Origin of the sequence: Actinomycetospora sp. NBRC 106375, from assembly GCF_030269665.1 — a bacterium.
GTDB lineage: Bacteria > Actinomycetota > Actinomycetes > Mycobacteriales > Pseudonocardiaceae > Actinomycetospora.
In genome coordinates this window covers 74,242-86,550 of record NZ_BSTS01000015.1, presented here as the reverse complement: position 1 = coordinate 86,550, position 12,309 = coordinate 74,242, and the positions used below count along the sequence as shown (strand labels likewise).

General features: G+C 76.6%; 11 protein-coding genes. 3 read left to right on the top strand and 8 right to left on the bottom strand.

The features are described 5' to 3' along the window. Positions 1 to 153 precede the first annotated feature (153 nt). From QSK03_RS23410 to QSK03_RS23395, 4 genes are read right to left on the bottom strand one after another with little or no spacing between them, the layout of a single operon-like run. On the bottom strand, positions 154 to 1,404 hold the full coding sequence (locus QSK03_RS23410; RefSeq protein ID WP_285657270.1) for an OmpA family protein: 1,251 nt from the start codon (positions 1,402 to 1,404) through the stop codon (positions 154 to 156). Next, on the bottom strand, positions 1,401 to 2,450 hold the full coding sequence (locus tag QSK03_RS23405) for a hypothetical protein (RefSeq protein WP_285657268.1): 1,050 nt from the start codon (positions 2,448 to 2,450) through the stop codon (positions 1,401 to 1,403). Before QSK03_RS23405 ends, QSK03_RS23410 begins: the two co-directional genes overlap by 4 nt. After that, positions 2,447 to 3,136, bottom strand: a complete 690-nt coding sequence (locus QSK03_RS23400; protein WP_285657266.1) for a hypothetical protein — start codon at positions 3,134 to 3,136, stop codon at positions 2,447 to 2,449. The genes QSK03_RS23405 and QSK03_RS23400 overlap by 4 nt, the downstream gene beginning before the upstream one ends. Before the next feature lie 2 nt (positions 3,137 to 3,138). Then, positions 3,139 to 3,936, bottom strand: coding sequence for a hypothetical protein (locus QSK03_RS23395; RefSeq protein ID WP_285657265.1), 798 nt, complete (start codon positions 3,934 to 3,936; stop codon positions 3,139 to 3,141). Positions 3,937 to 4,334: 398 nt separating this feature from the next. On the opposite strand from QSK03_RS23395, the gene QSK03_RS23390 reads away from it, so the two are divergent. From QSK03_RS23390 to QSK03_RS23380, 3 genes are all read left to right on the top strand, one after another. Further along, positions 4,335 to 4,550: a hypothetical protein gene (locus QSK03_RS23390; protein ID WP_285657264.1), complete on the top strand. Its 216-nt coding sequence runs from the start codon at positions 4,335 to 4,337 to the stop codon at positions 4,548 to 4,550. A 142-nt stretch (positions 4,551 to 4,692) separates the two neighbouring features. Then, positions 4,693 to 5,346, top strand: coding sequence for a vitamin K epoxide reductase family protein (locus QSK03_RS23385; protein ID WP_285657263.1), 654 nt, complete (start codon positions 4,693 to 4,695; stop codon positions 5,344 to 5,346). A gap of 86 nt (positions 5,347 to 5,432) precedes the next feature. Beyond that, on the top strand, positions 5,433 to 7,673 hold the full coding sequence (locus tag QSK03_RS23380; protein ID WP_285657261.1) for a heavy metal translocating P-type ATPase: 2,241 nt from the start codon (positions 5,433 to 5,435) through the stop codon (positions 7,671 to 7,673). Positions 7,674 to 8,039: 366 nt separating this feature from the next. Here the strand turns inward: QSK03_RS23380 and QSK03_RS23375 are convergent, their stop codons facing one another. The 4 genes from QSK03_RS23375 to QSK03_RS23360 all read right to left on the bottom strand — a co-directional run bounded on the left by QSK03_RS23375 (position 8,040) and on the right by QSK03_RS23360 (position 12,208). Then, entirely contained in the window at positions 8,040 to 8,771 is a 732-nt protein-coding gene (locus QSK03_RS23375; RefSeq protein ID WP_285657259.1) for a DsbA family protein, read from the bottom strand. 92 nt (positions 8,772 to 8,863) lie between these two features. Then, on the bottom strand, positions 8,864 to 10,900 hold the full coding sequence (locus QSK03_RS23370; RefSeq protein ID WP_285657257.1) for a cytochrome c oxidase assembly protein: 2,037 nt from the start codon (positions 10,898 to 10,900) through the stop codon (positions 8,864 to 8,866). Next, on the bottom strand, positions 10,881 to 11,651 hold the full coding sequence (locus QSK03_RS23365; RefSeq protein WP_285657256.1) for a zf-HC2 domain-containing protein: 771 nt from the start codon (positions 11,649 to 11,651) through the stop codon (positions 10,881 to 10,883). The genes QSK03_RS23370 and QSK03_RS23365 overlap by 20 nt, the downstream gene beginning before the upstream one ends. After that, the gene (locus tag QSK03_RS23360; protein WP_285657255.1) at positions 11,648 to 12,208 is read right to left on the bottom strand and encodes a sigma-70 family RNA polymerase sigma factor; all 561 of its coding nucleotides are present in this window, start codon (positions 12,206 to 12,208) and stop codon (positions 11,648 to 11,650) included. The genes QSK03_RS23365 and QSK03_RS23360 overlap by 4 nt, the downstream gene beginning before the upstream one ends. Positions 12,209 to 12,309: the final 101 nt, after the last annotated feature.

Genomic DNA, 12,309 nt, shown 5'->3' with positions numbered 1-12,309 from the left:
CACTGTGTCGCGATCGGCAGAACGATCCATCAGGGCTGCTCCGACCGTGTGTGCACGAGCCCGGATCTCCGTGACCACATCGTGCTGTGATGGCAGCCACGTTTCGCCCGGAATACCGGTCGGGCGGTCCGTCGACCGTCCGTCACCGTCCGGTTACCCGGACGGCTCCACGATGACGGTCCGGTTCGCGCTGGCCGGACCAGGCAGCTGGCGGCCGTCCGGGCCGACGTCGTTGACGTAGCCCGGGAACTGGCTGCCCACGCCGCGGGTGGTGACCCGGTCGGCGGGGGCGCCCAGTTCCACGAGCAGCGACTTCACCGCCTCCGCGCGCCGTGTCGAGAGGTCGATCTGGCCCGGGAGGGTGCCGGCGCGGGCGCTCGTGCCGGTGAGGGCGAGCCGATTGTTCGGCGCGGCCGTCACGAACTGCGCGAACGGGGTGAGCACCGCCCGCGCCGCATTCCGGTCGCGGAACTCGGCGGTGTCGGGCTGGAACCCCACGGAATTGTCGTCGGGCAGCGCGGTGGCCTGTCCGGGCGTGATCGTCGGCGGCGGCGGCACGTCGACCGTGCTCACCGGCGGGACGTCGTCGGGGGCGTCGCCGCCGCGCGGCTCGTCGACGACGGCGACGCACGACGCCCCGCCCGCCCGGGCGATCGCCGTCCACAGGGCGACCAGCGACGAGCGCTGGGCGGGGCTCAGCGCCGCCTGCGGCTCGGCGACGTCCCCGAGGCCCGCCAGCACGACCGTCTCGCCCTGCAGCCCCGGCAGGGCGTTCGCGGCGCGCAGCGCCTCGACGGTCTCGGCGGGCGGGGCGTCGAGCAGCCCGCGCTGGCGGAAGTCCAGCGGGTTCACCGTCGAGAGGCCGGAGTCGACGAGCACGACCGTCCCGGGCCGCTGACCGCCGGCGGAGCGCCCGGCGAGGTCGAGCGCGCTGAGCACGTCGACCTCGGGCTGCTGCGCGCGCACACCGGTCAGGGCGTCGCCGAAGCCGTTGAGGAAGGTGGTGCGGTCGTCCTCGGCGGCGATGCCGTTGCCGGCGTCGCTGGAGTACGTGTCGCTGCCTGCGGTGGTGGGCCGCCCGTCGACGTCGATCAGCGTGATCCGCGGCCGGTAGTCCTGGTCGACCGACCGCGAGAGCACCGAGACCGTCGCGTCCTGCACGGCCTGCGGCAGTCCCGGCGAGGGGCTGTTCGCGCGCCCGGAGACCGCGAAGGCCATCGGCCCCACGGGCACGGGGCACGAGAGGGCGCCGCCGCCCCCGCCCGCGAACCCGCCGCCCGCGGCGTCGTCGGAGCTCGAGCACCCCGCCAGGAGCACGCCGGCGAGGGCGAGGGGGAGCAGGCCCGCCCCGCGGACCCACCCTCGACGCGGCAGCTCCGCTCCGCTGCGTGCCGCAGGGATCAACGATGGTCTCCGTTCGGGCTGGGGTCGGGGGCGGTCGGGATGAACGGGCGCATCTCCGGCGGCGCCTCCTCGCCGGGCACGACGTCGCTCGCCGGCGTGAAGAGGGGGTAGAACGACGAGCCGGTGAGCCCGTCGGTGACCGAGGGGTTGCCCTTCTTCGAGGCCATGAGCGTGCGCGCGTAGTTCTGCAGCTCGAGCATCTCGGCCACGACCTGCTGGCGGGCGGCGCGCCAGCGCTGGTCCTCGCGCTCGCGCTCGTTCTCCTGCTGGCGCAGCGCCTCGCGGGCGCGCTCGAGCTCCGCGCGGCTGGCCCGCTCGCGCTCGGTGGCCTGCTGCATCCGCTTCTCGGCCCGGCGCAGCGCCGAGGCGACCGGGTTGAACGACACGAACGTCGCGACCAGGGCGGCCATCCCGCTCGCGAGGAAGAGCGCGCCGAACAGCAGGGCGGGCAGCAGCGCGGAGAGCTCGACGCCCGACGACGAGCCGCCGAAGCCCCCGCCGCCCGAGCCGGAGCCGAACCCCCCACCGCCGGAACCGAACCCGCCGCCGCCGGAGCCACCGGACCCGAACCCGCCCCCGGAGCCCGAGCCGAACCCGCCGGACGACGTGCTGCTCGGGGTCAGCAGCCGCGTGTAGAAGGCGGCCGCGCCGAGGGTCAGCCACGTCAGCGCGGCGAGCACGGTGAGCGTCACCGAGGACCGCGGGTCGCCGCAGCGCCGCCGGGCGAGGCCCTGGCCGACGAGGTGGGCGAGCCCGACCGCGGCCGCGGCGAAGCCGACCGTGCCGATGACGATGAGGAAGGGCGAGCCGCGGAAGACCCGCGCGAGGACGACGTAGAAGGCGGCGATGTCGCCGCCGATCGCGAGCAGGATGATCACGAGCGCGAGGAGGTCCTCGCGCGAGCGGTTGATCATCAGTGTCGCGTCGCGGTACGAGCGCGGGCGCGGGCCGCCGGAACGGTCGGGACCGTCGTCGCGCCCGCGGTCCTCCCCGGCGTCGCGGTCGCGTCCGAACCGCCCCCGCAGGCCGCCGGTGCCGGCGCTCATCGGCGCGGGTCCGTGGTCATGGGTCCACCGCGGTCGGGGGCGGGAGCGGTGTCGACCGTGGGGCGCGGCATCGGGCCGGTCGGCGGATCGGCGGGGGGCTCGGTCGGGGGCTCGGGCGGTGGCTCTGTGCGGGCCGTGCGGTGACGCCCGGCCGGCGGCTCCTCGGCGGCGGGCGAGCCGACCGGCTCGCTCAGCCGCTCGCGGGCCTCCTCGTAGTCGTGGCGGGCGATGGCGAGCGCGCGGCGGTCCCGGTCGTGGGCGGCCTCCGCGTCGGCCAGCTGCTGGCGCGCGCCGCCGACGAGGCGGTCGATGACGGCCTGGTGGTCGGCGTGCTGCGAGTCGATCCGGGACAGCCAGCCCGACGCCCACGACGCGATGAGGGGGTCGAGCGCCGCGCCCGTGCCCTCGTCGACGCCGTCGAGCAGCTCCCCGACCAGCGTCCGCACCCGGCCGCGGGCGGCGCTCACGTCGGGCGTGGCCTGGTTCGGGTAGGGCATCGGCCCGACGCGGTCGGCGGCGTAGACCTGCTGGAACCGGTGCTCCTCCGGCGAGCCGGACGCCCCGGACAGGCCGGGCAGGCTCGACAACGGCGTCCCGGGCGGCGCCGCGCCGCCGGACGGGGCGGTCGGTGTCGGGGGACGGGCGGTGTCCGCGCGGCGCCCGGGCCAGAACCTGCGGGTGGCCATGGCTACTCCTGAGGGGTCGTCGCGCGGGACGAGGGCGGCGGGGTCGGGGAGGGGATCGTGGGCTCGGGCGCGGATGTTTCAGGCTCGTCCGCACGCTGCTCCGTGGTCTCGACCGCGACGACCCAGTCGGGCACGACCGGGTGCTGGGCGGCCAGGGCCGGACCGATGCGGTCGCCCGCGGGGTGGCGCCGCACGAGGTGGCGCTCGTAGGCGCTGATGCGGCGCATGACCTGCGCGTGCAGCCGCCGGACGCGGGTGGCGCCGACGACCTCGCACGCCCGGATCGTGCTGCCGAGCCGGGCGTACTCCACCCGCATCTGCGTGAGCTGGGCGTGCAGCCGACCCGCCTCGTCGACCAGCGGACGGCGGGTGGCCTCGTGCTCGCGCGCGCGGCGGGAGGCGACGACGTCGTCGGGGGTGTCGGCCTCGCCACCGCGGCGGACGACCAGCTGCCCGTCCTCCAGCAGCACCGGGATGGCGTCCAGCCGGGCGCGGACCCGCACCAGGTCGTGCTCGGCGGCGGGGAGGCGGGCGGCCAGCGCGGCGCGCGACTGGGCCAGGGGCGCGACCTCGACGTCGAGGCGGACCCGCTCGCGGTGGGAGCGGGCGAGGAAGTCCTGGTGGTACTCCTCCAGCGCCGGCGTCCCGACGGGCCGGCCCGGCTCCAGGCTCGGCAGTCCGGCGCGCGCGTCCGTGCGCGCCTGCCACCAGTCGCGGGCGCGGGCGAGGGCCGAGTACGGCGGCATGGGCGAGCCGGTGGCGCCGGACGACGGACCGGCCGGTCCCGTGGGCTGGGTCATCGAGGCCTCACGGGGTGCCTCGTGGCGCGTGCCGTTCCACCTGCTGGGTCCTCCCGCGTCGTCCCGGGACGGGACGTCCTCCCGGCCCGAGTCTAGGACGGGCGCGGAGATCCCGACGCTGCCGGCCGACGGGTGTGTGTCCGCACCACGAAACGCCCGTGATCGTCCGCGGGACGACACGCCGCTCGGAGCCTCACCCGAAGGGGCGGAAAGTGCGGCCTGTCGATGCATCTCGATCGGAGGACGCCCACCGTTCGACCAGGGATTTCAACGCTCGAGCCACCACCGAACGGCCGCGAGGCATACAAGTTGAGTGTTGGGCTGTGTGGTCGATTCCTTGGGGGTGCAGAACGCCTGACGCTTCGCGCGCGCCCGGACGGCCCCGGGCCGGCCTGCCGGTGGTCGGGGAGAACGCGGGCGGTCCGCCCGCCGACACCACCGGCGGGTCCCCGGACTCCGACCCCGAGATCGAGCAGGTCCGACGCTCGCCCGGCTACGCCCGCGACTGCGGGCTCGCGACCTTCTTCCTCGCCTTCGAGGAGGACCTGCGCACCGATCGCTCCGGGGTGACCCTCGCCGACTACGTCGACGCCATCGCCACCTCGAGGCCGTGATGTGGTCGGCCGGGAACTCCGGGAGGGTCGCCGACGACCTGCACGGGCGATGGCCACGACCCCGTCTGTCCCCGTGAGCGGGCAGCCCACCGACGTCCTCCCCGTCGTCTCCCCCGCCGCCCGGCAGGGGGACCATGAGGGTGTGGACCTGACCGAGACCCGCTCCGCCGTGGGCCCCGACCTGGGCTCCGATGCCCCGGAGGCTCCCGACGCCGAGGTCGCGGCGCCGACGCGCGCGGCCGGCGCGGTGCTGCTCGTCGGCGGCCTGGTCGGCGCCGTGGTCGCGCTGGTGCTGCTGCTCGACAAGATCGCCCTGCTGGAGAACCCGGCCTTCGTCCCGTCGTGCAGCATCGACCCGGTGCTGTCCTGCGGCACGATCATGAAGACCTGGCAGGCGTCGCTACTCGGGTTCCCCAACCCCGTGCTGGGCCTGCTGACCTTCCCGGTCGCCGCGGCGATGGGCGCCCTCGCGCTCGGCGGCGTCGCGCTCCCGCGGTGGGCCTGGTGGAGCCTGCAGGCGGGCACCACGCTCGGCCTGCTGCTCATCCACTGGCTGATCGTCCAGAGCCTCGTGGTGATCGGCGCGCTCTGCCCGTGGTGCATGGTCGCCTGGGTCGCGACCATCGCCATGTTCTGGTTCACCACCGTGCACAACCTGCGCGCCGGGCTCCTCGGCGGCGCCCCGGCGGGGCTGCGCCGCCACGGCTGGGGGCTCGCGGCCTGGTACCTGGCGATCGTCGTCGCGATCGTCGCCACCTTCCCCGCCTGGGCCGCCGGGCTGGTGGGGCTGGGCTGACGGTCCGCCGCGCGCCGCCCGGTGCGCGGGTGTACGACAGGAGGTCGTAGCGCGTCCTCCGACGACTTCGATGGGAGTTCCCAGCGGTGACCTCGTCCCCCGCGGTGGCCGGTCCCGTCGCCGACGGCCGCCCGGAGACCGCCGTCCTCGACCTCGACATCGGCGGCATGACCTGCGCGGCGTGCGCGGCGCGGATCGAGCGCCGGCTCAACCGGCTCGAGGGCGTGAGCGCGTCGGTCGACTTCGCCGGCGAGGGCGCCCGCGTGGTGCTGGGCCCCGACATCACCTCCGCGACCGTCGTCGAGACCGTCGGGCGGCTCGGCTACACGGCCCGCCCGGCGCGGCCCCCGTCGGAGGAGCTCGACGAGCCCGCGGACGACGGCGAGCTGCGCGACCTGTGGCGGCGGCTGGTCGTGGCCGCCGCGCTGTTCGTGCCCGTCGCCGACCTGGCCCTGGCGATGACCGCGGTGCCCTCGCTGCGCTTCCCCGGCTGGGCGTGGGTGCTCGCGGCGCTCGCGGCCCCGGTCGTCCTGTGGTCGGCCTGGCCGCTGCACCGCCGCGCGCTCGCGGGGCTGCGGCAGTGGACGACGTCCATGGACACCCTGGTCTCGCTCGGGATCGTCGCGGCGACGGTGTGGTCGCTGGGCGCGGTGCTGCTCGGGGCGCCGCCGGCGCCGGCCGGGAGCACCTGGGAGCTCCTGCTGCACCCGTCCGGGCCGGTGTACCTCGAGGTCGCGGCCGGGGTGACGACGTTCGTGCTCGCCGGGCGCTACGTCGAGCGGCGCGCCCGCCGGGCGTCGGGGGACGCGCTGGCCGCGCTGGCGCGGCTGGCGGCGCGCGACGTGGCGGTGCTCGCCGACGACGGGATCGAGACGCGCGTTCCGGTCGCGTCGCTCGCGGTCGGGATGCGGTTCGTGGTGCGGCCCGGCGAGAAGATCGCGGCCGACGGGCGGGTCGTCGGCGGCTCCTCGGTGGTGGACCGCAGCATGCTCACCGGCGAACCGGTGCCGTCCGACGCCGGCGTGGGCGACGCGGTGGTCGGCGGCACCGTCGCGACGTCGGGGCGCCTGGTGGTGGAGGCCACGGCGGTCGGCGAGGCCACCGCCCTGGCCGGCATGGTGCGGCTGGTGCGCGAGGCCCGCGCCGACAAGGCCGACGTCCAGCGCCTCGTCGACCGCATCTCCGCCTGGTTCGTGCCCGCGGTCGTGGTGCTCGCCGTGCTGACGGCGCTGGGCTGGTGGCTCGCGGGCGCCGGGGTGGCGGGGGCGTTCTCGCCGGCCCTGGCCGTGCTCGTCATCGCGTGCCCCTGCGCGCTCGGTCTGGCGACGCCGATGGCGATGGTCGTCGCGTCCGGCCGCGGCGCCCGGCGCGGCATCTTCCTCAAGGGCCACCACGCGCTGGAGACCAGCCGCCGCGTCGACACCGTCGTGCTCGACAAGACCGGGACGCTGACCACCGGGCGGATGGCCGTGGTGTCGGTGCTCGGTTCCGTGCCGCTCCTGGAGCGCGCGGCGGCGGTCGAGCGGGGCTCGGAGCACGCGATCGCGGCGGCGATCGTCGCCGAGGCGTCCGAGCTGTCGTCCGGGGTGCCGTCCGAGCCCGACGACTTCGTGGCGCTGCCCGGCCTGGGCGCGCGGGCGGTCGTCGACGGGGTGACCGTGACCGTGGGCCGCCCGGACCTGTTCGCGTCCGGGGTGCCGTCGTCGTTGATCGACGCGTGGGCGGCTGCCGAGGAGGCGGGGCACACGGTGGTCGCCGTGGGCTGGGACGACGCGGTACAGGGCGCGGTGGTGCTCGCCGACGACGTCAAGCCCAGCGCCGCCCCGGCCGTCGCCGCGCTCAAGCAGGCCGGCCTGCACCCCGTCCTGCTCACGGGCGACCACGAGCGCGCCGCCCGCACCGTCGCCGACGCCGTGGGGATCGACGACGTCGTCGCGGGCGTGCTGCCCGAGGGGAAGCTGGCGTTCCTCGCGGCACGGCGCGCGTCGGGGGCCGTGGTGGCGATGGTCGGCGACGGCGTCAACGACGGCCCCGCGCTCGCCGCCGCCGACCTGGGCCTCGCCGTCGGCACCGGCACCGACGTGGCCCTCGAGGCCGCCGACGTGATCCTCGTCCGCGACGACCTCACCGCCGTCCCCGAGGCCCTCGCGCTCGCCCGCGCCACCCACCGCACGATCCGCGTGAACCTGGGCTGGGCGTTCGGCTACAACGTCGCCGCCGTGCCCCTCGCCGTCGCCGGCCTGCTGAACCCGCTGCTCGCGGGACTGGCGATGGCGCTGTCGTCGCTCCTCGTCGTGTCGTCGAGCATGCGGTTGCGGGGCCGGTAGGGCGCGTTGCCGGGGTCACGGGGGAGGCGCGAGGGGCACGTTGCGCATGATCGAACCGCTCGCCGGCCTGCCGAACGTGCCCGTCGCTCAGAACGGGCGGGCGCGGGGGTGGTGGCGGTGCGTGGCGCGGTGATCAGGAGCGCGTCGTCCACGTCGCGGGCAGGGCCCGCGCGCATGAGGTGCTCGTGATCTCCGACGGGTCCCGCGCCGGCTCGACGCGACGTCGCGAGGGGCACGTCGCGCATGATCGAACCGCTCGCCGACCTGCGGAACGTGCCACTCGTGTCGGCGCCCGCAAGAAGCAAGGGTCCCGCCGGTCGACGGGATCGACCGGAGGGGCCCTTCGCTCGGAACGGGCGGGCGCGCTCAGCCCAGGGCGGTGTCGAGGTCCCCGGTGTTCTGCTGCTGGAGGAGCTTGCCGTCGACGACGATCGTCGGCGTGCCGAAGGAGCCCTGGCGCTGGAGCGCCGGGTCGGTCGAGGCCGCCTGGAAGTTCTGGTTGACCTCCGCGACGTGCCGGCCGCTGGTGACACAGTCGGCGTAGCCCGGGCCGGCGCCGGCGCGCTGGCCGAGGTCGACGAGCTGGCCGGTGTCGTAGGCCTTGCCGCCCTCGGTCGGCTGGGCGGCGTAGAGGCTCGCGTGCAGGGCAGGGAAGGCGTTGTTCTCGGCGGCGCACATCAGGGCGCCGCCCGCGGCCGAGGAGTAGCCGGGCGGGCTGGAGCGCTGCTCGAGCAGGTTCACCATGTGGTAGCGGACCTGCACCTTCCCGGACGCGATCCCCTGCGCGATGCGCTCGCCGTAGCTCTGCTCGAAGGCCTGGCAGGCCGGGCAGAGGGCGTCCTCGTAGACGTCCACGGTGTGGGGGGCGGGCCCGCCGGCCGTGATGACGCCGCCCGCGACGGACGTCTGGTACTGCGCCGGGGCGGGCGTCACGGGGATCGCCTGGCCGCCCGAGCTGTCCGAGCCGTTGCCGGAGAGCAGGACGCCGCCGATGACCACGACCGCGACCAGCACGACGACCGCGATGCCGACGATCGTGGGCATGGTGGACTTGCTGCGCTGCGATGTTGTCGTGGGGCGCTTCGAGCGCGTGGCCATCCTGGGGATCCTCCTCGTGTCCGGGACGCACCGAGTGTGCTCGCCCGGTTGTTCCTGTCGTCCGAGGGGGCCGCCCGGTTCCCGCGGGTCGGTTATCGGCGCCCGCGGGAGAGGTCGGCGAGCATCGCGTTCCACGCCTCGAGCTCGGCGTCGCCGTCGCGGTCGGCGTGGCGGTCGCGGCGGGCGGCGTCGCGCTGGTCGGCCCGCGACCACTGCACGAGCAGGGCGATGAGCACGACGAGCAGGGGCATCTCGCCCGAGGCCCAGGCGATGCCGCCGGCGAGGCTCTGGTCGGCGAGCAGGTCCGGCACCCACGGCAGGGCGAGCTGACGGAAGAACTGCTCGCCGATGAGGGTGTCCGCGCTCATCAGCGCGACGCCGAAGAACGCGTGGAAGGGCATCGACGCCAGCAGCATCGCCAGCCGGCCGAGGTGGGGCAGCGGGCGCGGCGCGCGGTCGACCCCGATGATCGGCCAGAAGAACAGGTAGCCGGTCAGCAGGAAGTGCACGAACATCGCCTGGTGCGCCCAGTGGTAGGGCAGCGCCGCCGCGTAGAGCGGCGAGAAGTACAACGCGTAGAACGACCCGACGAACAGCACGAGCGCGACGACCGGGTGGGTCAGGAGCCGGGGGAACGGCGCCTCCACCAGCGACACGAGCCAGGCCCGCGGCCCGTCCACGCGCTCCCCGGCCGGCAGCGCCCGCAGCGCGAGCGTCACGGGCCCGCCGAGCACGAGCAGCACGGGCACGAGCATCGACAGCATCATGTGCACACCCATGTGCACGCTGAACGTCGCCATCGCGTGCGCGCCGAGCCCGGAGCTCGTCGACCAGACCAGCAGCGCGCACCCGAGCAGCCACGCCGTCGTCCGCCCGGGCGGCCAGGCGTCGCCGCGGGCGCGCAGCCGCCGTACGCCGGCGAGGTAGGCACCCGCGAGCGTGACGGCGACGACGGCCCAGAGGACGTTGAGGCGCCCGGGTCCGAGCAGGCCGAGCACCGTCGGCGGGTCGAGGGTGTAGCCGAGCAGCGTCTGCTGGATCGTCGTCGGTGCCGCGAGCGCGGGCGCCGGCTCGCTCGCCAGCAGCGCCCCGGCGCCGGCCGCGAGGACCAGGGGGAGCGCGACGGTCGGACCCGGCACCCGCGCGCGGGACGTCGTCACCACCGCGACCACGAGCAGGGCGAGCGCGACGAGCGCCAGCACGCCGTGCACGGTGAGCCACTGCCCGCGGACGAGGACCACCTCGGTGACCGCGGCGCCCACGACGGCGACCGCGGCGGCCACCAGCGCGACCGGGCGGGCCCGCGCCGCGCACGCCCGGTCCGGTCCCGGCGCGAGCATCTCGAGGGCGGACAGGCCGAACCAGACCGCGGCGGCGACGGCCCCGAGGGTCGCCGTGTCGGTGGCGATGTCGTGCCCGGCGCCGGCGCTCGCCACCGCACCGGTGACCACGGGCGCCACGATGGCGAAGGCCGCCAGGGGCACCGCGCCGGCGGCCGTCCGCCAGGACAGCGTCACCCGGCACATGACGGCGACGACGGCGGCGGTCACGCCGGCGACGAGGAACCCGGCGGGCTCCTCGAGGGCGCCGGCCGCCTCCAGGAAGGCGTCCGGGGTGACGAGGACGCGCGGGTCGCCGCCGGTACCCGCGAGCACCGTGCCCGCGGCCGCGACCAGCGCGCCGACCGCCCACACTCCCGCCGCGGCCCCGGCGAGGCGCACCGCGCGGTAGCCCTGCGCGCCGAGGGCCCGCGCGCCGCCCGTCGAGGGCCGCGCGACCAGCCCGCCGACCAGCCCGCCGAGGCACAGGCCGCTGCCGAGCAGCACCGCGAGCCGCGCCAGCGGCGTGACCACCCGCACCGTCGCCGACGGCTCGCCGATCCCGAGCGCGGCGAACGGCGCGCCGCCGCGGGCGAGCACGACGGCGACGACGGCCCCCGCGGCGAGCACGACCGTCCCGGCGAGGAGCACGCGCGCCCGGCCGGGAGCGAGGGCGTCCTTCGCTGCGCCGGACGCGGCGAGGGCGTCCTTCGCTCCACCCGGCGAGCTCCCACCCGGCGAGCTCCCACCCGGCGCACTCTCAGCTGGCGGGCCCTCGACGGGCGAGTGCTCACGCGACGTCGGACTCACGCTCCCAGCGTGCGGCGTCGGGCGCCGGTGCGCCGTGCGGGGCGACGGGACCCTCACCACGGGCCCACCACCGCCCGCCGGGGGTCGGCGCGGGACCGGAGCGCGGGGCGGCGCGGACCACGGCGATCCCGAGCACGAACCCGACGACGAGGACGACGTGCGAGACGACGCGGGCGGGTTCGACGCGCCCTGCGAGCAGGTCGATGCCGCTGAGCACCGCGAGCACCGCGATGAAGGCGCCGAGCGCGGGCAGCAGGCCGGCGAGGTGGCGGGTCCACAGCGCCCCGGCGAGGAACGCGACGCCGAGCGCGAGGTTCCACGCCGCGCTCTCGTGGGTCGCGTGGGCCATGCCGGCGCCGAGCACCACGATCGAGTCGGCCATCGCGTCGTGCTGCATCGACGCCCCGAGCAGCGAGGTCAGCCCGAGGACGGCCTGGACGGCGCCGACGACGGCGAGCCCCGCCCGCGCGGCCGTCCCCCGCCACCGCGCCCGCGGGCCCGGGGCGGCGTCGAGGACGAGCGCCACGAGGTCGGGCCCGGGCTCGGCGACGCCGGTGCGGGCGCGCCGCGTCACCGTCTCGGCGTCGCGCCGCCACGCCCGGCACGCCGCGCAGCCGTCGAGGTGCGCGTCGACGCGGGCCTGCTCGGCGGCGTCGGACTCACCGTCCAGCGCGGCCGACATCGCCTCCCGGCACCGGTCGCAGTCCATGCCGTGCTGGTCGTCGCCGGGGATCGTGTGGTTCCCGGTCACCCGGAGCGAGGAGGGCGCTCGGCCGCGGGCGGCTCGGAGAGGGCGTCGACGAGGTCGGCGCGGGCGCGGGCGACTCGAGAGCGGATGGTGCCGATCGGGCACCCGCACACGGCCGCGGCCTCCTCGTAGCTCAGGCCCACGACCTGGGTGAGCACGAAGGCCTCGCGCCGGTCGCCGTCGAGCGCGTCGAGGGCGTCCCGGACCGCGACCGACTCGGCGGGATCCGGGCGCGGCGCGCGGCCGACGGGGCGGTCGTCCTCGGCGGGCTCGGCCGGGCTCACGGGGCGGCGGGCGCGGCGGCGCAGGTGGTCCGCGGCGACCCGGCGGGCGATCGAGAGCAGCCAGTTCCTGGCGGGCGCCTCGCCCCGGTAGCGACGCAGCGACCCGAGCGCGCGCTCGTAGGTCTCCTGGGCGAGCTCCTCGGCGACCGCAGCGTCCGCGAGGTGCACGAGCAGGCGCCACACCTGCTGCTGGGTGGCGGCCACGAACTCCCCGGCGGCGTCCCGGTGCCCGTCACGGGCCCGCAGCGCCAGCTCGGTGATCCTGGCGTCGTCCACCGGTGTCTCCTCGTCCGTGCCGTCGGGCGGGCCGCGCCCGACGGAAGACCGCGTCGTCGCCGCGGGGCCCGGAGTTCCCGCCCGTGACCGTCCCGACAAAC